Source organism: Solirubrobacter deserti (genome assembly GCF_027587175.1).
Classification (GTDB): Bacteria; Actinomycetota; Thermoleophilia; order Solirubrobacterales; family Solirubrobacteraceae; genus Solirubrobacter; species Solirubrobacter deserti.
In genome coordinates, this window is the sequence record NZ_JAPCID010000029.1 from 68,509 (window position 1) to 89,736 (window position 21,228).

Sequence of the window (21,228 nt, forward strand, 5' to 3'; positions counted from 1 at the left end):
CGCTACTCCAGCTCGAAGCTCACGCGCGAGGTGCCGAGCTCGATCACGTCGCCGTCGCGGATGGACTGCGGGCCGGTCACGCGCCGCCCGTTGACCTTGATGCCGTTCGTGGAGCCCAGGTCGTTGACGATCCACGATCCGCCGGACGGCCGCACCTCCGCGTGCCGCCGCGAGACGTTCGGGTCGTCGAGCACGACGTCGCAGTCGCGGCTGCGGCCCATCACCGCGCCGCGCGAGGACACGGTGTGCGTGCCGGCGCCATCGACGTGCAGGCGCGCCTGGCCGCGCTGCGGGTGCGGCTCGCGCAGCGGCTCGCTGAGCCGCGCCGACGCCGAGTAGACCTGCGTGTGACCCTCGTCACCCTGGCTCGGTGGCTCGTGCTCGCGTCCCGACGGCTTGACGAGCCGCGCCTGGATGCCGAACTCGCCCAGGCGCAGGCGCTCGTCGGTCCGGAAGGAGATCTTCGGGCTCGTCATCAACGCGATCTTCTCGCGGCGCGCGTGTTCGAGCAGGTACCCCGCGAGCTCCTGCGCGAGCTCGTCCTCGTAGCCCTCGAACTGCTTGCGGTCCTCGGTCGACAGCCACACGGCGTACTCATTGGGGGCGTAGACGCGCGAAAGCGACTGGACCTTATGGTCCTCCATCTCCTTGGCGAGCTTGCGCGCGATCTCGACCGGCCGCACCTCGGACTTGAAGGCACGCGAGAACGTGCCCTCGACGAGCCCGGCGAGCTTGGATTCGAGGTTGCGCAGTACGCTCATGCGCCGCTACGCGGATCGGAGGCCATGATTGCCGGTGCACAGTATCCGGCCTTGGGTCATGGCTCCACCACCGGAGCCCGCCGGAGGTGGGGGATTGTCACCGCGAACGCCCCCGCGAAAACGCTCGCGAGCACGGCGTGACGCGGTTCGGCGACGCCGATCGCATCCGCCGCGGCGACCGTCGCGCCGCCGAGCGCGGCGGCCCAGGCGGACGCCGCGACCAGGTCGAGCGCGAGGAAGCGGCCGCGCACGAGCCACGGCAGGACGGCCGCGGCCGCCGCCCAGACGAGTGCGTAGAGCAGCACGCCGCTCTCGGCGAGCGGCCGCAGCACGAGGTCGACGGCCTCGTCGACGTTCGCGCCGCGCACGAGCGCCGGATCGCCCGAGGCGACGGCGAGAGCCGCGGCGGGCTCGTCGGCGCCGGCGACCGCGCGGGCTCCTCCGGTGCCTTCGCCGGCCAGCAGCATCGCGCGGCCCAGCAGCGGCGCGGCCAGCAGCGCCCACCACGCACCCAGCGCCCCCAGCGCCGCGCGCGCGAACCACCCGCGCGCCTGGCCCGCGAGCGCGGGGAACACGCCGGCGAGCGTCGCCAGCCCCAGCAGCGGAGCGAGCGCGGGCACCGACCACAGCGGGCCGTGGCGGCGCAGCAGCAACGGCACCGGGGCGAGCGCGAAGCCGATCAGCAGCGCGGCGCCCGGGTGCTCGACCGAGACCGCGGCGACCGTCGCCACCGCCGTCGCCAGCCAGCCCAGGCGCGGCAGCAGGGCGACCGCGAGCACGGCGGCGAGCGCCGGGAGCGCGGGCTGCTCGGCCCAGGCCAGCGCGGCGGCACACAGCCCGCCGGCGGCCACCGCGGCCAGTGCCCGATCGAGCCCGCGTGGGACGTCGTGGCCGCCCTCCCAGGTCGCGACCGTCCCGCCCTCGTCGGAGACCTCGGGCAGCGCGTCCTCGAGCGCCGCCGCCAGGTCCTCGAGCGTCCCACGCTCGCCCGGCTTGGGGCGGACGGCGCGGTCGATCGCCGCGCACAGCTCCGGCGGCAGGTCCTTGCGATGGCGCTTGAGCGGCGGGAGCACGGTGCCGACGCGCTTGGCCGTCGCAGCCGGCGAGCCCGCGCGCACGGGATGGACGCCCGCCAGCGCCTCGTAGAGCACGAGCGCGAGGCTGTAGAGGTCGCAGCGGTGGTCGATCCGCTTGCCCTCGGCCTGCTCGGGCGCCATGTAGGCCAACGTGCCGACCACGTCGCCCGTGCGGGTCAGCGGCTCGTCACCGGCGAGGTGCGCGACGCCGAAGTCGGCCAGCTTGGCCACGCCCGCGGCCGAGCGCGGCGCTTCGGGGATCAGGACGTTCTGCGGCTTGACGTCGCGGTGCACGACGCCGCGCTCGTGCGCGTGCGCGAGCGCGCCGCACAGCGCCCGGCCGATCGCGAGCACGTCGCGGTCGCTGAGCAGGCCCTCGGCGTTGAGGTCGTCGACGGTGCGCCCGTACACGAGCTCGGAGACCAGATAGCGGGCCTGGTCGTCCTGGCCCGCGTCGAAGATCGCGACGATGCCCGGGTGGTCGAGCCGGCCGGCCGCGAGCGCCTCGCGCTGCGCGCGGGTGGGATCGCCGCCGCCCGACGGGATCACCTTGACCGCGACGGGGCGCTGCAGCCGCTCGTCCGTGGCGGCGTAGACGGTCCCGAACCCGCCCGCGCCGAGCCGCTGGCCGAGCCGGTACCGGTTCAGGACGAGGTCGGCCGCGAGCGGCGTTCCCAGCTCGTCCGTGATCTCCATTTGAAGGCGATTTCGCTGCAACGGCGTAATTCCCTCCGATCCCCCTGTCATCCTGGGAAGACCAGTCGCCGCTGAGGAGACCTCAACTTGTCCTTCTTCGACGAGGACGACGAACCCACTCGCACCACCTCGCGCACCCGTACACAGGCGCGAGTTCGCCCGCGCAGTGGTCGCCCCTCCGGTGGGGCCGCCGCCCCTGACGCGCAAGCCCTGCTCGTCCGCCGCATGGTGGCGGTGGTCGTCGGCGCGCTGGTGCTGTTCGCGCTCTTCTTCCTCGTGCGCTCGTGCAACGACTCGCGCACGGACAACGCGCTCCGGGAGTACAACCGCCAGGTCGCCGGCATCGCCACCACCTCGCGGCAGACCGGCGAGCGGTTGTTCGAGGCGATGGGCCGGGCCGGCGAGGGCTCGCCGAACGACCTGTTCGCGGAGATCAACTCGTTCAAGGCCACGGCGGAGCAGTCGCTGACGCAGGCGCAGGACCTCAGCGTGCCCGGCGAGATGGTGGACGCCCAGCAGGCGCTGTTGATCGCGCTCGAGCTGCGGCGCGACGGGCTGGAGGCGATCTCCCAGGACATCCGGAACGCGCTCGGCGACGAGGGTGAGACGGCGGACGCCGCGATCGAGGCCATCGCCGGCCAGAACCAGGCGTTCAACGCCTCGGACGTCATCTACAAGGCGCGCGTGCAGCCGTTCATCAAAGACGCGCTGGACAAGGCCGAGGTCACGGGGCAGGAGATCCCGCCGTCGCGGTTCATGAACGACATCTCGTGGGTCTCGCCCCCGTTCGTCGCCTCCGAGCTCGATCAGCAGCTCTCCACGGGCGGCGAGGACGGCGACGGCAACACCCGCCAGAGCGCGGAGTGCACCGGCCCGGGCCTGCACGGCTCCGGTCTGAACGCCACCTCGTTCGGGGAGACCACGCTGCAGCCGGGCACGTCGAACCGGCTCACCTACAGCGACGGGCAGCGGTTCCTCGTCTCGTTCGCCAACCAGGGCGAGAACGACGAGTTCAACATCAAGGTGTCGGTGAAGATCTCCCGCTCCAGCGGCGACGGCGAGACGATCACGCTGCAGAAGACCGTCCCGCGCGTCGCGCAGGGTGAGACGGTCCAGGTCGAGCTCCCGCTCACCGAGGAACCGCCGATCGGGACCGCGCTGAACATCGCGGTCACCGTGGCCGCGGCGCCGTGCGAGGAGAAGACCGACAACAACAAGGCGACGTACCCGGCGCTCTTCGACCAGGGGTAGCCTCCCGGCCGTGTCGGAGTTTTCGGACGCGCCGGGGATCGTCGCGCTGGCCGCGGCGGGCGCGGCGCTGGTCGCGCTGATCTGGTTGCTGGTGCTGAGCATCCGCTTCCGCCGCGTGCGCGGCGCGCAGCGGCTGGTGCTCGGCGACCACGGCCAGCGCGACCTGATCGAGCACGCGAGCGAGCTGCAGCGCGCGTTCGCGGCGCTGCACGCCCGCGTCGACGAGGTGTCCGAGCACCTCGCCGAGCGCATGGCCGCCGCCGAGGACCGACTGGACGGCGCGATCGCGTACCGGGCGCTCGTGCGCTATGACGCCTACAACGAGATGTCCGGCCACCAGTCCACGACGATCGCGCTGCTCGACGCCGACCACAACGGCGTGGTCCTGTCGTCGATCGTGCACCGCGACTCCGCACGCCTGTACTGCAAGCAGGTCCATGGCGGCCGCGGCGAGCACCAGCTCTCGCCGGAGGAAGAGGAGGCGGTGCGGCTCGCGCTCGCCGGCGAGGTCGGTTCCGTGATGCTGGAGACGCAGTGAGAGTCGCGTTCCTCGGCCCGCCGGGCACCGTCAGCGACGAAGCGCTCAACGGCGCGGCCCCCGAAGCGGAGGGCGTGCCGCTCGCCTCGCTGCGCGACGTCGTGCTCGCCGTGCAGGAGCAGCGGATCGAGCGCGCGCTGGTGCCGATCGAGAACGCGCTCGAGGGCGGCGTGGACCCGGTGCTCGACTGCCTCGCACTGGAGGCGGACGGGGTGTCGGTCGTCGGCGAGGTCGTGCAGCCCGTCTCCTACTGCCTCGCCGCGGGGCGCGAGCTCGCGCTCGAACAGGTGACGATGGTGCTCTCGCATCCCCAGGCGCTCGGCCAGTGCAAGCGCTGGATCGCCGAGCACCTGCCGCACGCGGCGGTCGTGCCCGCGGCCTCGACGGCCGAGGCGGTACGGATCGTGGCCGAGGACCCCGACGGGACCCGTGCGGCGATCGGGCCGCGGCTGGCCGCCCGCCGCTACGGCGCCGTGATGCTCGCCGAGGACTGCGAGGACGACCCCGGCAACGCGACGCGCTTCGGCTGGGTCGCGCGGACCGAGGCGGCGCCGCCGGCCCCGGACGAAGGGCCCGCGAAGACGATGCTCGTGTTCTGGGGCTCCGGCTCGGGCTCGCCCGGGTGGCTCGTCTCCTGCCTGGCCGTGTTCGCGTTCGCCGGCGTCAACCTGACCCGGATCGAGTCCCGTCCGCTGCGCCGGAAGATGGGCGAGTACATGTTCTTCCTGGACCTGGAGGGGTCCACGGCGCGGCCCGCCGTGGCCGGTGCCGTGGCGGATCTCCATAAGCACGCTCAGGTGGTTCGAGTCCTTGGCTCGTTCGGGAGTGCGTAAAGGGGTCCGAATGGACCGCTACACTCCCGATCCAGATGGCTAGCGCCGTACCCCCAGGCCCACTGGGGTCCGTGCCGTTCGATGACCACCATCGGCACGGACCTGAATCTGACGGCTCCCCGAGTCGTTGGAACGGTGGTCGTGTGCTGGTGCTCAACGCGACGTACGAGCCCATCAACGTGTGCACGGTGCGCCGCGCCACGGTCCTGCTCCTCAAGGACAAGGCCGAGGTCGTGGAGACCGGGACGCACGACCTGCACTGGGCGACGGGCTCGCTCCCGCGCCCGGTCGTGATCCGGCTCGTCACCTACGTCCGCATCCCGCGGGACACGCACAAGCGCAAGATCACCCGTCGCGCCGTGTTCGCGCGCGATGGGTGGATGTGCCAGTACTGCGGCGCGCGCACCTCGCTGACCGTGGATCACGTGATCCCGCGGTCCAAGGGCGGCGGCTCCGGCTGGGACAACATCGTCGCGGCCTGCGCCCCGTGCAATCGCCGCAAGGCCGACCGGCTCCCGCACCAGATCCACATGCACCCGCGCACCAAGCCGCACACGCCGGGCGCGCACATCTTCATCCAGCTCGCGTCGCCGACGATCCCGGCGACGTGGCGCCAGTACCTGCCGCAGGCCGCGTGAAGGCGCGCGAGGTCCGCGCGGCACAGACGGCCAGCACGCTCACCGTCTACCAGGCGTACTCGCCGCACATCGCCGAGCCGGCCCTCGCGGCCGGCCGGTTCGTGCCGCCATTCAAGCGCGAGCGGATGACGTGGATCAAGCCCTCGCTGCTGTGGATGGCGTACCGCTGCGGGTGGGCGCAGAAGGAGGGCCAGGAGCGCGTGCTCGCGGTCGAGATCACGCGCGAGGGCTTCGAGTGGGCGCTCGCGCACGCGTCGCTGAGCCACTTCGAGCCTGGCACGTACGCCGATCACGCCGCCTGGGAGGCCGCCAAACGCGAGTCGCCCGTGCGCGTCCAGTGGGACCCGGAGCGCTCGCTCACGCTCGGGGCACTCAGCCACCGCGCGATCCAGGTCGGGCTCTCCGGCGAGGCCGTGGACCGCTACGTCGACGAGTGGATCGTCGAGCTGCGCGACGCCACCGACCTCATGCGTCGGGTCCACGCGCACGTCCGCGCCGGCGACCAGGAGGCCGCCCGGGCGCTGCTTCCGGTCGAGACGCCGTACCCGCTTTCGCCGGAGCTCGCCGCCCGCGTCGGCGCCACGCCCTGAGCGCGCGACGCGCGACGCGCCTCAGGCCGGCCACATGGAGGTGGACGGACGAGGCCGACCGTCGGAGTTTCCCTTAAACGACGAGGCCCCGGTCGACAAACCGGGGCCTCGCGTACAACTTGCTGGACTTCGTGCCGTCGCTGACTGTCTAAGCGGCCGGAGGGACTACTCCCGGCATCAGTGGCGGCGGGGCACCGGTGTGGATTCCGCTAGAACGCGGGTCCAGCGCCGGCTGGTCTAACGGCCGGGCCCCTCCAGGGTCCCACAAGAACTGTCACTCAACTTCGGACCACCCCCTTTCTCTGGTGATTCGAAGAGTACCGAACGTCGCGGCGGACTTCGAGCGACAACCGTCCAGGGTCGTCGAAATGACGCCCTGAACGGCTTTTGAGCTCGCGATTAGGCCTCGTGCTACGGCTCGAGGTCGTCCTCGTCGGTCTCCGGCTGGTCGAGCAGCGACTCCTGCGTCGGGTCGGCCGGGTTGATCTCCTCGTCGTCCTCGACCGGGCCGGCGTCCACCGACTCGACCGCAGCCTCGACGTCCGTCACAGCGTCGACGTCGAGCTGGATCGGCAGCTCCTCGTCCGGCACCGCAACCGTGGTCGACGACTCGTTCTCGACCACCAGCGCCACGGCGGAGACCGCGTCGCCCTCGCGCAGGTTCATGACCTTCACGCCCTGGGACGCGCGACCGTAGCGGTTGATGCCGCGCACCGACGTGCGCTGGACCATGCCGTTCTGGGAGATGAACACGAGCTCCTCGTGCTCGCGGACGACGAGCGCGCCGGCGAGCAGGCCCTTGGTCTCCGTGAAGGTGATCGTCTTGACGCCCTTGGCGCCGCGGGACGTGAGCCGGTACTCGTCGACCGACGTACGCTTGCCGTAGCCGCCTTCGGTGACGACCAGCAGGTCCTGTCCGGGCCGCGCGACGTCCATAGCGATCACGTAGTTGTCCGGGTCGGACACGTCCATGCCGCGGACGCCGCTGGTGTCGCGGCCCATCGCGCGGGCGTCGGACTCCTTGAAGCGGACCGTGAGGCCGGCGTGCGAGACCATCAGGATCTCGTCCTCCTCGTCCACCCGGCGCACCGCGACGAGCTCGTCGTCCTCGCGGATGTTGATGGCGATGATGCCGTCCGCGCGGATCGGCGTGTTGTACGCCTGGAACGCCGTCTTCTTCACCACGCCGTTGCGGGTGGCGAACATGATGTACGGGGCCTCGGAGAAGTCCCGCGTGGCGAGTACGGACTGGACCCGCTCGCCCTCACGCAGGGGCAGGACGTTGCCGAGGTAGCGACCCTTGGACGTGCGCGACATCTCCGGCAGGTCGTAGACCTTGGACCGGTAGACCTTGCCGCGGTTCGTGAAGAACAGCAGGTAGTCGTGCGTCGAGGACACGAACAGGTGCTCGATGAAGTCCTCGTCCTTCATGTCCATGCCGATGATCCCGACGCCCCCGCGCCGCTGCGCGCGGTAGGTGGCGAGCGGCAGGGACTTGATGTAGCCCGAGTTCGTGATCGAGATGACCATCTGCTGGTCGGCGATCAGGTCCTCGATGTCGATGTCGTCCTCGGACGGCGCGATCTTGGTCCGGCGCTCGTCGCCGTAGCGCTCAGAGACCTCGTTGAGCTCGGTCTTGATCAGCTCCAGGACCATGTCCTCGTTCCCGAGCAGATCCTTGAGCTCGCGAATGCGCTCCATCTTGTCCTCGTGCTCCTGGCGCAGCGTGTCGGCCTCCAGGCCGGTCAGCTGCTGCAGGCGCAGCTCGAGGATCGCCTGAGCCTGCACGTAGGTGAGCTCGAAGCGCTCCATCAGCCCGGTGCGGGCCGTCTCGCGATCGCGCGAGGAGCGGATCATGGCGATGATCTCGTCGATGTGATCGAGGGCGATCAGCAAGCCCTCGAGCACGTGCACCCGGCGCTCGAGGCCGCGCAGCTCGTGCTTGGAGCGGCGGACGATGACCTCGCGCTGGTGGCGGACGTAGTACTTGATGACGTCGCGCAGGCCCAGCAGGCGCGGCACGTTCTCGACCAGCGCAACCATGTTCACGCCGAACGTGGTCTGCATCGGCGTGTGCTTGTAGAGCTTGTTGAGGACGACCTTCGGGTTCTCGTCGCGCTTGAGCTCGATCACGAGCCGCATGCCGTTGCCGTCCGAGTAGTCCTGGACGTCGGCGATCTCCGTGACCTTCTTGTCGCGGACGAGATCCACGATCTTGTTGATGACGCCGCCGTCGCCGCCCTTCTTGACCATGAACGGCAGCTCGGTGACGACGATCGCCTCGCGGTTCTTGCCGATCTGCTCGATGTGGGCGGTAGCGCGCACGCGCACGCGGCCGCGGCCGGTCTCATACGCGTCGCGGATGCCGCTGAGGCCGAGGATGACGCCGCCGGTCGGGAAGTCCGGGCCCTTCATGTGCTGCATCAGGCCGGCCGTGTCGATGTCCGGGTTCTCGATGTAGGCGATCGTCGCCGCGATCGTCTCCCGCAGGTTGTGCGGCGGGATGTTCGTCGCCATGCCGACGGCGATGCCGCTGGACCCGTTGACGAGCAGGTTCGGGAAGCGCGACGGCAGGACCAGCGGCTCCTGTTCGGAGCCGTCGTAGTTCGGGCCGAAGTCGACCGTGTCCGAGTCCAGGTCGCGCAGCAGCTCGCGCGCGATCGGCGCCAGCCGCGCCTCCGTGTACCGCATGGCGGCCGCGGGGTCGTCGTCGATCGAGCCGAAGTTGCCCTGGCCGTCGACGAGCGGGTAGCGCAGGGAGAAGTCCTGCGCCATGCGGACGATCGTGTCGTAGATCGCCGAGTCGCCGTGCGGGTGGTACTTGCCCATGACGTCGCCGACGATGCGTGCGGCCTTGACGTACGGGCGGTTCGGCTGCAGGCCGTTCTCGTTCATCGAGAACAGCGCGCGGCGGTGGACGGGCTTCAGGCCGTCGCGCACGTCGGGCAGCGCGCGCCCGACGATGACGGACATCGCGTAGTCCAGGTAGGAGGAGCGCATCTCCTCCTCGAGCCCGCGCGGCTCGACGTTGCCGGAGTGGATGGTGGTCGACATGGCTTAGATGTCCAGGGTCGCGACGCGGGCGTTCTCTTCGATGAACTCGCGGCGCGGCTCGACCTTGTCGCCCATCAGCATCGTGAAGAGCCGGTCGGCGGCGGCCGCGTCGTCCATCGTCACCTGGGCCAGCGTGCGGGAGTTCGGGTTCATGGTCGTGGTGGCGAGCTGGTCGGCGTTCATCTCGCCGAGGCCCTTGAAGCGCTGAAGCTTCACGCCCTTGCCGGCGACGGTCATGACGGCGCGGCGCAGCTCCTCGAACGACGCGGCCTCCTCGGCCTCGTTGCCGAGCTTGACGCTGAACGGCGGCGTGCCGGCCAGCCGGATCAGGTCCGCGTGCACGCGCGCGAGCTGGCGGTACTCGTTCGCCTGGAACATCGTCCGGCGCAGGCGGTGCGTGCGGGCGAGGTTGGACCGGCGCTCGGTCGCCTTGACGCGGATGAGGTTCTCGTCCTCGGAGATCAGCTCCGTCATGAACGGATCGGTCTCCACCGGCTCGCGGCGGACGAGCTCCAGCAGCTCCTCGGCGGTCTTGATCTCATTGTCGAGGATCTGGGACTCCTCGAGGAACTGGACGACCTCGTGGCCGTGCTCGGCGCGCAGCGCGGCCGACCAGCCCTCGTACTGCTTGAGCAGGCGCGTGTAGCGCTGCCAGCGCGTCTCGGTCAGCTTGAAGGCGCGACCCTCGTTGTCGAGGACCTCGAAGCGCTCGAGCTTGTCCTGGAGCAGCCGGTCCTCGAGCTCGGACTCCTTCTCGATGTAGATGTCCTGCTTGCCCTGGACGACCTTGTACAGCGGCGGCTTGGCGATGTAGATGTAGCCGGCTTCGACGAGGTCCTGCATCTCGCGGAAGAGCAACGTGAGGATAAGCGTGCGGATGTGCGCGCCGTCCACGTCGGCGTCCGTCATCAGGATGATCTTGTGGTAGCGCAGCTTCGAGATGTCGAACTCGTCGCGCACGCCCGTCCCGAGCGCCGTGATCAGCGCCTGGATCTCCTGGTTCTGGAGCACCTTGTCGATGCGCGCCTTCTCGACGTTGAGGATCTTGCCGCGCAGCGGGAGGACGGCCTGGGTCGCGCGGTCGCGCCCCTGCTTGGCCGAGCCGCCGGCGGAGTCGCCCTCGACGATGAACAGCTCGGCGATCTCCGGCTCCTTGACCATGCAGTCGGCGAGCTTGCCCGGCAGGCCCATGCCGCCCATGGCCGACTTGCGCGCGGTGTCGCGCGCCTTGCGGGCGGCGGCGCGGGCGCGTGAGGCGTCGATCGCCTTGCGGACGATCCGCTCGGCCTCCTTCGGGTTCTCCTCGAAGAACTCGGCGAGCTTGGCGTTCACGACGGAGGCGACGAAGCCCTGCATGCCCGGGTTGCCGAGCTTGGTCTTGGTCTGGCCTTCGAACTGCGGGTCGGTCAGCTTGGCGCTGATCACGGCGGTCAGGCCCTCGCGGATGTCCTCGCCCTCGAGCGGCTTGTCCTTGCCCTCCTTGAGCATGCCGCTGTTGCGCGCGTAGCGGTTCAGCGTGCCCGTGAGCGCGGAGCGGAAGCCCGAGAGGTGCGAGCCGCCCTCGTGCGTGTTGATGTTGTTCGCGAACGAGAAGACGGACTCGTTGTAGGTCCCGTTCCACTGCAGGGCGACCTCGACCGAGCCGTTCTGCTCGTCCTCGCCCTCGAAGTAGATGATCTTGCCCGTCGCGTCCTTGTTCTCGTTCAGGTACGCGACGAAGTCCCGGATGCCGCCCTCGGCGTAGAACTCGCGCGTCTTCTTCTCCTCGCCGCGCTCGTCCGTGATCGTGATCCGGAGGCCCTTGGTGAGGAAGGCCGTGTCGCGCAGGCGCTGCTCGAGGATGCCGAAGTCCATCGTCAGCGTCTCGAAGATCTCCGCGTCCGGGCGGAAGCTGATCGACGTGCCGGTCTCTTCGGTCGGCTCGCCCTTCTGGAGCTCGCCGCTCGGGACCCCGCGGACGTAGGACTGCGTCCACGTGAAACCGTCGCGCCGGATGGTGGCCGTCAGCTCGTCCGAGAGCGCGTTGACGACCGACGCGCCCACGCCGTGCAGACCGCCGGAGACCTTGTAGCCGCCGCCCTCGCCGAACTTGCCGCCGGCGTGCAGGACGGTGAAGACGACCTCGAGGGCGGACTTGTCCTCCTTCTCCATCTTGGCGACCGGGATCCCGCGCCCGTTGTCGGTCACCGTCACGGAGTTGTCCGGATGGATCGTGACCGTCACGGTGTCGCAGAAGCCCGCCAGCGCCTCGTCCACCGAGTTGTCCACGATCTCATACACGAGGTGATGCAGACCACGGACGCCCGTCGAGCCGATGTACATGCCGGGACGCTTGCGGACGGCCTCGAGCCCTTCGAGGACCGTGATGTCCTGGGCGTCGTAGCCGCGCTGCGGGTTGCCGTTCTGGGGGTCGCCGGTGCTCAAGGGTCTCCTTCGTCCACACACAAGCGACGCCCCGGCGGGACGGGTGTCCGGGCCGGGGCGTGGCCAATCGTTGCGTGGGATATTAGCAGTCGCGCGGGTTCGAAATAACGACGCGCGCGCGTAGCACACGTTCGTCGTTTGTCAAGGATCAGGCGTGGGTAGCGCGTGGCCGCAAGCGCTTCACCGCGGGCTGCCCGAGCGCCTCGTTCAGGCGCGCGACGACGAGCTCGGACATCAGGTCCAGCTCCTGCGCCTGCACGGCGCTGCCGCAGTTCACCGTCAGTTCCCCGTCGCGCTCGAACGCGGGCTGGCAGCTCGCGAACGACCCCGCGACGTCCGGCCAGCGACGCTGGATGCGCGCGATCAAGGTGGCGGGCTCGAGGCCGTCCGCCAGCGTCTCGATCGCGAACGCAACGGGTCTAGGCGTGCGTCGGCGTTTCAATGCGTCCGTCCACGATCTCGATCCGGGTCACGTCTTCCTCCTCGCCGCCGGGCACGTGGTCGAGCTCGGTGGTGGTGATCACAGCCTGCCCGTCGCGGCGCAGGAGGTCCACCAGACGGCCGCGGCGGGTCGCGTCCAGCTCCGACATCACGTCGTCGAGGAGCAGCAGCGGAGCGGCCCCGTGCGCGGCGGCCAGCTCCTCGCGCTCGGCGAGCAGCAGCGCGAGCAGGCCGAGGCGCTGCTGGCCACGCGAGCCGTAGGACCGCAGCTCGCGTCCTTCTCGGCGGAAACCGAGGTCGTCGCGGTGCGGGCCGTGGCCGGTGAACCCGCGCTCCAGGTCGGACTCCAGGCGCTCCGCGAGCTCCGCGGCCAGCTCGTCCGCGCTCGTCGCCTCCGAGCGCGGCTTGTAGCGCAGCTCCACCTTGCCCTCGAGGCCGAGGCCCTGTGCATGGTGTGCATAGCGTGGGCGCAAGTTGTCGACGGTGGCGGCCCGGTCGGCCATCAGCGCCACCCCGTGGCGGGCCAGCTCGGCGTCCCAGGCGGGCAGCGAGGCGCGTGAGGCGCGGCCGGCGCGGATGCTCGCCAGCAGCGCGTTGCGTTGCGCGAGCGCGGCGCTGTAGGCGCGCCGGGTGCCGGAGCGACCCGGCCACAGGGCGGCGATCACCTGGTCCAGGTGGGCGCGCCGGAGCGCCGGAGCGCCGAGCACGAGCTCGAGTCGGTCGGGCAGGAACACCGACACGAGCGGCCGGGCACCCGTGCCGACCAAATTCTCGACCACGGCCCCGTCCGCCCTCAGCCGCTTCGTCTCGCCCGGCTTGAAGCCGACCGTCACCTCGTGCCGGCCGAGGGCGTCCTCACACACGAGCTCGGTGCGGGTCAGCTCGGCCCCGAAGCGCACCACCTCGCGCTCGTTCGACGTCCGACACGAGCGCGCGGTGCAGGCGAAGTAGATCCCCTCCAGCAGGTTCGTCTTGCCGGCGCCGTTGCGGCCGGTGATGACGGTGAGGCCCGGACCCAGCCGGACTTCCGCACTCGAGTACGTGCGGAAGTCGCGAAGGCTAAGCCGGGTGGCGATCACACATTCAGTCTGATGGGCATCAGGAGGTACTGGAACCCGGAGCCGTCGCCGGCCTCCAGCAGGCCCGGCCGCAGCGGCGAGATCAGCTTGATGATCACGTCACCGTCGACCGCCTCCAGGCCGTCGCGCAGGAACTCGGGGTTGAAGCCGATCTCCAGCGGGTCGCCGGCGAACGGGACGGGGATCGTCTCGCGCGCCTCGCCGACGTCCGGCGTGCGGGCCGACACCGTCAGCTCGCCCTCGGTGAACGCGAGCCGCAGCGGCGCGTTCTTCTGCGCCAGCAGCGAGATGCGGCGCACGACCTCCGTGACCTCGCCGCCCTCCAGGCGCAGCTCGTGCTCGTAGGTGTCCGGCAGCAGCTGGCGGTAGTTCGGGAACTGCCCGTCGATCAGCCGCGAGGAGAGCACGACGCCGCCGGCCGAGAACACGACCTGGTTCGCGCGCACGGACACGGAGAGGATGTCCGCGCTCTCGTGCTGGACGATGCGGGTGAGCTCCTGCAGCGCACGCGCCGGCACGTTGGCCTCGAAGGCGCCGGCGAGCGGCTCGCTGAGCTTGGTCTCCTTCACCGAGAGCCGGTAGGAGTCGGTCGCGACCATCCGCAGCTCGTCGGCCGTGGCCGAGACGAGGATGCCGGTCAGCACGGGGCGCGTCTCATCGCGCGAGGCCGAGCGCGCGACCTTGTTGACGGTCTGCACGAACGCGTCGCCGGGGACCTCGACGACGTCGCCCTCGACCTCCGGGAACGGCGGGAAGTCCTCCAGGCGCAGCGTGCGGATGTAGAAGGAGGCGGAGCCGCCGAGGATCTCGACGTCCTGCTCCACGGGCCGCAGCTCGAGCGAGACCTCCTTGCCCGGCAGCGCGCGGATGACGTCCACGGCCAGGCGCGCCGGCAGCACGATCGAGCCCTCGCGGACGACCTCGCCCTCGAGCGGGACGCGCAGCCCGATCTCCATGTCCGTGGCCCGCAGCTCGATCCCGTCCTTGGACGCGAGCAGCTGCACGCCGGACAGCGCCTGAACGGCGCTGCGCGTGGATGCGGCACGCGTGACCGTCTGCAGCTGGGCGAAGAGCGCGTCGCGCGCAGTTGTGATCTTCATGCGGCTGTCGCCTCTCGCGTCGAGATCGGGTGATGAGTCTGTTCAGTGGTCATCAGGGCTGTTCAGTCTGTGCACAAGCCTGACGAACGTCGCGCCAGAGCGGACATGGCCTGTGCATGAACTGTCGAAGTCTGTCATCAAGTGCGGACCGCTTCAGTGACCACCGAGTGACCGGAGCAGGCTGTGCACAGCCTCGTAGGCCTCACGGTCGGAGGCCATGCGCTCGGTCGTGCGCCGGCAGGCGTGCAGAACGGTCGTGTGGTTGCGGTTGCCGAACGCGCGGCCGATCGTGGGCAGGGTGGCGCCGGTCAGCTCGCGTGCGAGGTACATCGCGACCTGGCGGGCGAACGCCGCGGGCTGCGTCCGGCTGGCCGACAGCAGGGCGTCCATCGAGACGCCGAACGCCTCGCAGGTCCCCTCCTGGATCTCCGTGATCGTCGGAGGGGCCTTCTTCTTGGAGAGCTCGGGATAGAGGCCGGCGAGGACCTCCGCGGCCAGCTCGGCGGTGACGGGGCGGCCCGTGAGGGAGCCGAAGGCGATCACGCGGATGAGGGCGCCCTCGAGCGCGCGGATGTTCGCGTCGACGCGGTCGGCGATCAGCTCCAGCGCCTGCGGATCGACCTCGCCCACGTCGTCCTGGGCCACGCGCTTGCGCAGGATCGTCAGCCGGGTGGCGCGGTCCGCCGGGCGCACGTCGCACACCAGGCCGGCCTCGAAGCGCTCACGCAGCCGGTCCTCGAGCGCGTCCATGTCGCGCGGAAGCCGATCGGAGGTCAGCACGAGCTGGGCGCCCGCCTGGTGCAGGACGTTGAAGGTGTGGAAGAACTCCTGCTCGGTCTTGGCGCGCCGGGCCAGGAACTGGACGTCGTCGACCAGCAGCACGTCCACACCCCGGTAGGCGGCCTTGAAGGCGTCCATGTCGCCGTTCTGGAGCGCGGCCACGAAGTGGTCGGTGAACGTCTCGGCGGTCGTGTAGCGAGCGGTCATCCCGCCGCCGTGCTCGTGGACGTAGTTCGCGATCGAGTGCAGCAGGTGCGTCTTGCCGAGTCCGGGCGGACCGCAGATGAACAGCGGGTTGTAGGCGAGCCCGGGCGTCTCGGCCACGGCCAGCGCCGCGGCGTGCGCCAGGCGGTTGCTCTCGCCGATCACGAACTGGTCGAAGGTCAGTCGCGGGTTGAGCGCCGGCGCCGGTGCGGTGGCGCGCGGCGCCGGCTCGCGCCGTACGGCGGGAGCCGGGACCTCGTCGGGTGCGGCGAAGCGGACCGTCGCGCCGGGCCCGACGACGGTCTCCGCGCACGCGTTCAGGACGCGAGCGAAGCGGCTCTGCGCCCAACCGCGCACGTCGTCGGGCGCGTCGAGGACGATCGTCGTCCCGTCGAGCTCGCGGAAGCCGATCCGCTCGAGCCAGATGTGCCACGTCGACTCGTTGACCGCTTTGCGCAGCTCGCCACGGAAGCGGTGCCAGACGGTGGCGGGATCAGGCTCTGACACGGGCGCGCAGGAAATCCTCCTCGGGGGGACCGAGGGCTGGGAGACGACTGGAAGAGAACGCCGCCGAGGCGGGCGGGGCGCAAACCTAGCAAAGGCCAGAGGGCCCGATCCACGGGTCTCTCGCGGGGCTCCGCAAATCGCGAACGAATGTGAATCGGGTCCGTCCGCAGGGTGTGCATGGACGCGGGGTTGTATGCTTGATCGCCGCCGCGCAGCGAGCCCGGCTCGGTGCTGCTCCGAGCCAACCGCACCATCCCGGCCCGCGGCCAAGGAGTCCACGAAACGTGAAGCGCACCTACCAGCCCAAGAAGCGAAAGCGCGCCCGCACCCACGGGTTCCGTCAGCGCATGAGCACCAAAGCGGGACGTCTCGTCCTCAAGCGGCGCCGCGACAAGGGCCGCAAGCGGCTGAGCGTCAGCGACAAGTAGCCCGTCGCCCGTGCGCGATCGCGCTCCCCGCCGCCGCAGGTTGTCCCGCAGCGCGGAGTTCGAGCGCGTCTATCGCCAGGGGCGGTCCAAAGGCAATCGCTTTCTCGTCCTTTACGCGTTCCCGCGCGAAGAGGACGCGCCTCGTGAGGAGGACTGTCCGCGCCTCGGGCTCTCCGTCTCGCGCAAGGTCGGCGGCGCCGTGGATCGCAACCGCGTCAAGCGCGTGCTGCGCGAGGCGTTCTGGCAGGAGGCCGAGCGGCTTCCGTCCGGCTCGGACTACGTCGTCGTCGCGCGGCCTGACGCGCGGGACCTGGCCGAGCGCGAGGGCACCGAAGGCATGCGGGTCGCCCTGGCCGAGCTCGTCGACGGGCTCGGGGGGTCGCCGGCATGAGGGTCCTGCTCCTGGGTCCGATCCGCTTCTACCAGCGGTTCATCTCGCCGGCGTTCCCGCGCCGCTGCAAGTACCACCCCACGTGTTCGGAGTACGCCGTCCAGGCGATCGGCCGACATGGCATCCTCAAAGGCACGGCGCTGGCGGCGTGGCGCATCCTGCGTTGCAATCCCTTCAGTCACGGCGGCTATGACCCCGTGCCCGCCGCCAAGACTCCGCACCCAACCTCATGATCGAACTCCTCGCCGACGCCCACGGGGGCACCTGGGGCATTCAGCCCCTGATCGACTTCTTCCACTGGATCCTGCTGCGCATCCACGACCTGTTCGGGGATATGGCCGGGTCCTGGGGCTGGTCGATCATCGCGCTCACGATCCTCGTGCGCGCGTGCCTGCTCCCGCTCACGTTCAAGCAGTTCCACTCCATGCAGCGGCTCGCGCATCTCCAGCCGGAGATGAAGAAGCTGCAGGACAAGTACCGGAACGACAAAGAGCGCATGAACCAGGAGATGATGCGCTTCTACCGGGAGAACAAGGTGAACCCGTTCGCCTCGTGCCTCCCGATGGTCGCGCAGTTCCCGGTCTTCATCGCGCTCTACTACATGCTGCGCGTCGACCTCCGGTACGACATCTGCCCGAGCATCAACACGGGCCGGCCGGAGCCGATCCCCTGCGGCTCCACCGACGCGTCGCAGTTCTTGTTCATCAGCGACCTGACGGACAAGGCGACGGGTGGGACGCTCGCGATCCTGATCGTCCTCTACGTCGGCTCGCAGCTGCTCTCGACGCTGCTGATGTCGACGACGACGGACCGCACGCAGCGGATGATCTTCCTCGCGCTGCCGTTCATCTTCGTCCTGTTCGTCATCCAGTTCCCGGCGGGCCTGCTCGTCTACTGGATCACGACGAACCTGTGGACGATCGTCCAGCAGGCGATCATCAAGAAGCGGCTCGGCCCGATCCGCCCGCCCCTCGCGGAGGGCGAGAAGCCGCCGGGGTTGTTCGACGCCTTCAAGCAGGCGAGCCAGAACACGTCGGCCGCGCCGGAGAAGAAGCCGAAGACGCGGACCGCGGAGCCGAAGGGCAAGCCTTCGGGCCCGCCGCCGGCGTCGCCGCGTAAGAAGAAGAAACGATCCGGGAGACGTCGATGAGCGATTCCGCCGACCGCGTGCGGGACCTGCTGGAACACGTGAGCGAAGCGCTCGCGCTGGATGCGGACGTCGTCATCGAGGAGGAGGGCCGGATCATCAAGGCCACGCTCGAAGGCGACGACCTCGGCTTGTTCATCGGCCGCCACGGGCAGACGATCGACGCCGTCCAGCACCTGGCGTTCAAGACCGCGACGCGGGACCAGCCGCCGTCGGCGGGCGTGCGCGTGGTCGTCGACGCGGCCGGTTACCGCGACCGCCGCGAGCAGGCGCTGCAGCGCCAGGCCGACGAGGCCGCCGAGAAGGCGGCGAGCACCGGCCGTCCCGTCGCGCTCGACGCGATGAGCGCCACGGAGCGCAAGGTCGTGCACGAGTACCTGAAGGATCGCGAGGACGTCGAGACCTACTCCGAAGGCACGGAGCCGGACCGGCACCTCGTCGTCGCACCGCTCGACTGACGTTTCACGTGAAACACCTCGAGGACGTCGCGCCCGCGCACGCGGTCGAACCGCTGGCGCGCATCCTCGAGCTGCAGGCCACCGATCCGACCGCGTCCACGACGGTTCGCGATCCCGGGGAGGCGGTCGGCCGGCACGTCGCCGACTCGCTGACCGCCCTCGCGCTGCCCGTCGTGGCGAGCGCCCGCCGCATCGCCGATCTCGGCTCGGGGGCCGGTTGGCCCGGCCTGGCGCTCGCGGCGGCGCTGCCAGACGCGCACGTGTGGCTCATCGAGAGCGCGATCCGTCACTGCCGATACCTCGAGCGCGCGGTCGAGGTCGGAGAGCTCGCAAACGTGACGGTCGTCCATGCCCGGGTCGAGGAGTGGTCCGGGGAGCACGACCTCGTGACCGCACGGGCGCTCGCGGCGCTGCCGGTGCTGGTGGAGTACGCGGCGCCGTTGCTGCCGATCGGCGGCCACTTCGTCGGCTGGAAGGGCGCTGTGTCCCCGGAGGAGGCCGCGGCCGGCGCGAAGGCCGCGGCGATCGTGGGGCTGGAGTCGACCGCGGTCGTTCCTGTGGTCCCGTACGCGGGCGCGCGCGACCACACGCTGCACGTGTTCCGGAAGGTCGCCGAGACGCCCGAGCGCTTCCCGCGCCGTGCCGGCATGGCGACCAAGCGGCCGCTAGCTTGAGAGCCGTTCGCGCGGCCGGCGGTAGTGGCGCCACCAGTACGCGAGCATGACCGGCGGGCCGAACACGCCCATGAGGACGCCCCACATGGCCTTCTGCTCCTGATCGAGCCCGCGTCGCAGGACGTCCCGGATGTAGACCGCGCCGAGCGCCACGGTCGTCGCGAACGCGAACAGGTGCGTTCCGATCACCCAGGGCGAGAAGAGCCGGTCGTCTTGGCTGATCCACGCAAGCACGAACAGAACGGCGAAGACGGCCATGGAGAGCAGCACGAAGACCGTTGCGAGCAGGACGAGCCAGCGCATCGGCATGCGGATACCCCGTTTCACGTGAAACATCGCTGTCGATCCGACCGACCCCGTCGCTAGCGTCGAAGTCCGAATGGGCACCATCTACGCGATCGCCAACCAGAAGGGCGGGGTCGGCAAGACGACCACCGCGGTCAACGTGGCCGCGTGCATCGCCGCTGCCGGCTACGAGACGCTCGTCGTGGACGTCGATCCCCAGGGCAACGCGACCGTCGGCCTGGGCGTCGCGCGCGAGGGTGCCGGGGTCTACGACGTCCTCGCGGGGGACGTTTCCGCCCGGGAGGCCGTCCGCACGACGGACATCGAGCGCCTCTCGATCCTCGTGTCCACCCCGGATCTCGCCGGCGCGACCATGGAGCTGCCACGCCTCGCCGGCTCCGAGCGGCGCCTGCGCGAGGCGCTGGACCCGCTGCGCGAGGACTTCGCGTTCATCCTGCTCGACTGCCCGCCGTCGCTCGGGCCGCTGACCGTCAATGCGCTCGTCGCCGCCGAGCGCGTGATTGTCCCGGTCCAGACCGAGTACTTCGCGCTCGAGGGCCTCGCCGGCCTGCTGGACACGCTCTCGCTGATCCAGCGCGAGCTCAACCCCCGGCTCACGGTCGCGGGCATGCTGCTGACGATGCACGACGCGCGCACGAAGCTCGCCCAGGATGTTGAGCGCGAGGTCCGTGCCCACTTCCCGGCGCTCGTGTTCGACACCGTGATCCCGCGCAACGTTCGGCTCGGCGAGGCGCCGAGCTACGGCATCCCCGTCATCCATCACGATCCGCACTGCTCGGGGGCGGAGGCCTACTTCGAGCTCGCCAAGGAGGTGGCCGCACGTGGCTGATCGTCCTCGCGGGATGGGGCGCGGGCTCGCGGCCATCCTCACCCCGACGGAAGGCACCGGCGCCGCGCCCGAGCTGCGCAAGCTGCCGATCGAGCTGATTTCGCCGAACCCACGCCAGCCACGCCAGCTGTTCGACGAGGAGTCCCTGCTCGCGCTGTCGGAGTCCGTCAAGGAACGCGGCGTGCTGCAGCCGGTGCTGGTCCGTCCGTGCGCCGGCGGCTCGTATGAGCTGATCGCGGGCGAGCGGCGTTGGCGCGCGGCCCAGCTCGCCGGCCTGGACGTGCTGCCGGCGGTCATCGCTCCCCACGAAGACCTCGAGTCGCTCGAGATCGCGCTGATCGAGAACATGGCCCGCGAGGACCTGAACCCGATCGAAGAGGCCCGCGCCTGCTCGCTGCTGGTCGACGAGCTCGGCCTCACGCGCGAGGAGGTCGGCCGTCGCGTCGGGCGCTCCCGCGTTGCCGTCTCCAACCTCCTGCGCCTGCTCGACCTCCCGGACGAGGTCCTGGACCTGTTGATCGACGGCGCCCTCACCGAGGGCCACGGCCGCGCGCTGCTGATGGCGCCCGACCACTCCGACCGGCGGCGCCTCGCCCGGACCGCCGTCGAGGAGGACTGGACCGTGCGCGAGACCGAGGCCCAGGCCCGCGCGACGGCCCGCCCACCGGAGGCCGCACCGAAGGTCACGCGGATGATCCACCCGGACCAGGAAGAGGCCGCGACCCGCCTCGGCGACGCCTTCCTGAGGGCCTTCGGAGCCGACGTGAAGGTCAAGCCGCGCGGCACCGGGTACACCGTCGCGCTCTCGTTCTCGTCCCTGGACGAGGCGCTGGAGCTGGTTGAGAAAGTCGGTGCGCGCCCGCGCCTCTAGGGTCGCTATCATGCGCCGTCGCGGGCGATTAGCTCAGTCGGTTAGAGCGCTTCTCTGATAAGGAAGAGGTCGGTGGTTCGAATCCACCATCGCCCACTCGCGAGCCCCGCCCCGGCGGGGCTTTGTCGTTCTCGGTTGCACGCGCACCGTCA

Annotated in this window: 22 protein-coding genes and 1 tRNA gene; 14 read left to right on the top strand and 9 right to left on the bottom strand. The window is 70.4% G+C overall.

The features are described from left to right. Window positions 1-2: 2 nt before the first annotated feature. On the bottom strand, window positions 3-761 hold the full coding sequence (locus OJ962_RS19960; protein ID WP_202954582.1) for an FhaA domain-containing protein: 759 nt from the start codon (window positions 759-761) through the stop codon (window positions 3-5). A gap of 56 nt (window positions 762-817) precedes the next feature. Next, the gene (locus OJ962_RS19965) at window positions 818-2,533 is read right to left on the bottom strand and encodes a serine/threonine-protein kinase (RefSeq protein WP_202954583.1); all 1,716 of its coding nucleotides are present in this window, start codon (window positions 2,531-2,533) and stop codon (window positions 818-820) included. Between the two features lie 225 nt (window positions 2,534-2,758). On the opposite strand from OJ962_RS19965, the gene OJ962_RS19970 reads away from it, so the two are divergent. From OJ962_RS19970 to OJ962_RS19990, 5 genes are all read left to right on the top strand, one after another. After that, window positions 2,759-3,784, top strand: a complete 1,026-nt coding sequence (locus tag OJ962_RS19970; RefSeq protein ID WP_270006552.1) for a hypothetical protein — start codon at window positions 2,759-2,761, stop codon at window positions 3,782-3,784. A gap of 10 nt (window positions 3,785-3,794) precedes the next feature. Further along, window positions 3,795-4,322, top strand: coding sequence for a DUF4446 family protein (locus OJ962_RS19975; RefSeq protein ID WP_202954585.1), 528 nt, complete (start codon window positions 3,795-3,797; stop codon window positions 4,320-4,322). Then, window positions 4,319-5,155, top strand: coding sequence for a prephenate dehydratase (pheA, locus tag OJ962_RS19980; RefSeq protein ID WP_202954586.1), 837 nt, complete (start codon window positions 4,319-4,321; stop codon window positions 5,153-5,155). Before OJ962_RS19975 ends, pheA begins: the two co-directional genes overlap by 4 nt. 143 nt (window positions 5,156-5,298) lie before the next feature. Further along, on the top strand, window positions 5,299-5,793 hold the full coding sequence (locus tag OJ962_RS19985) for an HNH endonuclease (RefSeq protein WP_202954587.1): 495 nt from the start codon (window positions 5,299-5,301) through the stop codon (window positions 5,791-5,793). Next, window positions 5,763-6,383, top strand: coding sequence for a DUF4291 domain-containing protein (locus OJ962_RS19990; protein ID WP_202954588.1), 621 nt, complete (start codon window positions 5,763-5,765; stop codon window positions 6,381-6,383). The genes OJ962_RS19985 and OJ962_RS19990 overlap by 31 nt, the downstream gene beginning before the upstream one ends. A 411-nt stretch (window positions 6,384-6,794) precedes the next feature. On the opposite strand, the gene gyrA is transcribed toward OJ962_RS19990, so the two are convergent. The 6 genes from gyrA to dnaA form a co-directional block, all read right to left on the bottom strand. Further along, window positions 6,795-9,437, bottom strand: coding sequence for a DNA gyrase subunit A (gyrA, locus tag OJ962_RS19995; protein ID WP_202954589.1), 2,643 nt, complete (start codon window positions 9,435-9,437; stop codon window positions 6,795-6,797). A gap of 3 nt (window positions 9,438-9,440) precedes the next feature. Further along, window positions 9,441-11,861, bottom strand: a complete 2,421-nt coding sequence (gyrB, locus tag OJ962_RS20000) for a DNA topoisomerase (ATP-hydrolyzing) subunit B (protein ID WP_202954590.1) — start codon at window positions 11,859-11,861, stop codon at window positions 9,441-9,443. 148 nt (window positions 11,862-12,009) lie between these two features. After that, window positions 12,010-12,303, bottom strand: a complete 294-nt coding sequence (locus OJ962_RS20005; protein WP_202954591.1) for a DUF721 domain-containing protein — start codon at window positions 12,301-12,303, stop codon at window positions 12,010-12,012. Then, the gene (gene recF, locus OJ962_RS20010) at window positions 12,281-13,381 is read right to left on the bottom strand and encodes a DNA replication/repair protein RecF (protein ID WP_202954592.1); all 1,101 of its coding nucleotides are present in this window, start codon (window positions 13,379-13,381) and stop codon (window positions 12,281-12,283) included. The genes OJ962_RS20005 and recF overlap by 23 nt, the downstream gene beginning before the upstream one ends. Next, window positions 13,378-14,481: a DNA polymerase III subunit beta gene (dnaN, locus tag OJ962_RS20015; RefSeq protein WP_202954593.1), complete on the bottom strand. Its 1,104-nt coding sequence runs from the start codon at window positions 14,479-14,481 to the stop codon at window positions 13,378-13,380. The genes recF and dnaN overlap by 4 nt, the downstream gene beginning before the upstream one ends. A 153-nt stretch (window positions 14,482-14,634) precedes the next feature. Next, window positions 14,635-15,972, bottom strand: coding sequence for a chromosomal replication initiator protein DnaA (gene dnaA, locus OJ962_RS20020; RefSeq protein WP_202954594.1), 1,338 nt, complete (start codon window positions 15,970-15,972; stop codon window positions 14,635-14,637). A 284-nt stretch (window positions 15,973-16,256) separates the two neighbouring features. Between dnaA and rpmH the strand changes: the two genes are divergently transcribed. The 6 genes from rpmH to rsmG are packed head-to-tail and all read left to right on the top strand — an operon-like array spanning window position 16,257 to window position 19,070. Beyond that, window positions 16,257-16,400, top strand: coding sequence for a 50S ribosomal protein L34 (gene rpmH / locus OJ962_RS20025; protein ID WP_121250135.1), 144 nt, complete (start codon window positions 16,257-16,259; stop codon window positions 16,398-16,400). A gap of 10 nt (window positions 16,401-16,410) precedes the next feature. Then, window positions 16,411-16,791: a ribonuclease P protein component gene (gene rnpA, locus OJ962_RS20030; protein WP_202954595.1), complete on the top strand. Its 381-nt coding sequence runs from the start codon at window positions 16,411-16,413 to the stop codon at window positions 16,789-16,791. Beyond that, a complete protein-coding gene (yidD, locus tag OJ962_RS20035; RefSeq protein ID WP_202954596.1) occupies window positions 16,788-17,024 on the top strand; it encodes a membrane protein insertion efficiency factor YidD in 237 nt (78 codons plus the stop codon). Before rnpA ends, yidD begins: the two co-directional genes overlap by 4 nt. After that, complete coding sequence (locus OJ962_RS20040; protein WP_202954597.1) at window positions 17,021-17,941, top strand: YidC/Oxa1 family membrane protein insertase; 921 nt, start codon at window positions 17,021-17,023, stop codon at window positions 17,939-17,941. The genes yidD and OJ962_RS20040 overlap by 4 nt, the downstream gene beginning before the upstream one ends. Further along, entirely contained in the window at window positions 17,938-18,396 is a 459-nt protein-coding gene (locus OJ962_RS20045; protein ID WP_202954598.1) for a Jag family protein, read from the top strand. The genes OJ962_RS20040 and OJ962_RS20045 overlap by 4 nt, the downstream gene beginning before the upstream one ends. A gap of 8 nt (window positions 18,397-18,404) precedes the next feature. Then, complete coding sequence (rsmG, locus tag OJ962_RS20050; protein ID WP_202954599.1) at window positions 18,405-19,070, top strand: 16S rRNA (guanine(527)-N(7))-methyltransferase RsmG; 666 nt, start codon at window positions 18,405-18,407, stop codon at window positions 19,068-19,070. Here rsmG and OJ962_RS20055 read toward each other — a convergent pair. Next, entirely contained in the window at window positions 19,062-19,373 is a 312-nt protein-coding gene (locus OJ962_RS20055) for a hypothetical protein (RefSeq protein ID WP_202954600.1), read from the bottom strand. The two genes, rsmG and OJ962_RS20055, sit on opposite strands and share 9 nt — an antisense overlap. Before the next feature lie 76 nt (window positions 19,374-19,449). Here OJ962_RS20055 and OJ962_RS20060 point away from each other — a divergent pair, with 76 nt between their 5' ends. The 3 genes from OJ962_RS20060 to OJ962_RS20070 all read left to right on the top strand — a co-directional run bounded on the left by OJ962_RS20060 (window position 19,450) and on the right by OJ962_RS20070 (window position 21,172). Next, entirely contained in the window at window positions 19,450-20,205 is a 756-nt protein-coding gene (locus OJ962_RS20060; RefSeq protein WP_202954601.1) for a ParA family protein, read from the top strand. Beyond that, a complete protein-coding gene (locus OJ962_RS20065; RefSeq protein ID WP_202954602.1) occupies window positions 20,198-21,076 on the top strand; it encodes a ParB/RepB/Spo0J family partition protein in 879 nt (292 codons plus the stop codon). The genes OJ962_RS20060 and OJ962_RS20065 overlap by 8 nt, the downstream gene beginning before the upstream one ends. Before the next feature lie 22 nt (window positions 21,077-21,098). Then, window positions 21,099-21,172: transfer RNA gene (locus OJ962_RS20070), tRNA-Ile, on the top strand. The last annotated feature ends 56 nt before the right edge of the window (window positions 21,173-21,228 follow it).

What these genes read in the sequence shown, in the direction of transcription:
- OJ962_RS19960 (WP_202954582.1), bottom strand. Translation starts at nt 761, where the DNA reads ATGAGCGTACTGCGCAACCTCGAATCCAAGCTCGCCGGGCTCGTCGAG.
- OJ962_RS19965 (WP_202954583.1), bottom strand. Translation starts at nt 2,533, where the DNA reads ATGGAGATCACGGACGAGCTGGGAACGCCGCTCGCGGCCGACCTCGTC.
- OJ962_RS19970 (WP_270006552.1), top strand. Translation starts at nt 2,759, where the DNA reads ATGGTGGCGGTGGTCGTCGGCGCGCTGGTGCTGTTCGCGCTCTTCTTC.
- gyrA (WP_202954589.1), bottom strand. Translation starts at nt 9,437, where the DNA reads ATGTCGACCACCATCCACTCCGGCAACGTCGAGCCGCGCGGGCTCGAG.
- dnaN (WP_202954593.1), bottom strand. Translation starts at nt 14,481, where the DNA reads ATGAAGATCACAACTGCGCGCGACGCGCTCTTCGCCCAGCTGCAGACG.
- yidD (WP_202954596.1), top strand. Translation starts at nt 16,788, where the DNA reads ATGAGGGTCCTGCTCCTGGGTCCGATCCGCTTCTACCAGCGGTTCATC.
- OJ962_RS20040 (WP_202954597.1), top strand. Translation starts at nt 17,021, where the DNA reads ATGATCGAACTCCTCGCCGACGCCCACGGGGGCACCTGGGGCATTCAG.
- OJ962_RS20045 (WP_202954598.1), top strand. Translation starts at nt 17,938, where the DNA reads ATGAGCGATTCCGCCGACCGCGTGCGGGACCTGCTGGAACACGTGAGC.
- OJ962_RS20055 (WP_202954600.1), bottom strand. Translation starts at nt 19,373, where the DNA reads ATGCGCTGGCTCGTCCTGCTCGCAACGGTCTTCGTGCTGCTCTCCATG.
- OJ962_RS20060 (WP_202954601.1), top strand. Translation starts at nt 19,450, where the DNA reads ATGGGCACCATCTACGCGATCGCCAACCAGAAGGGCGGGGTCGGCAAG.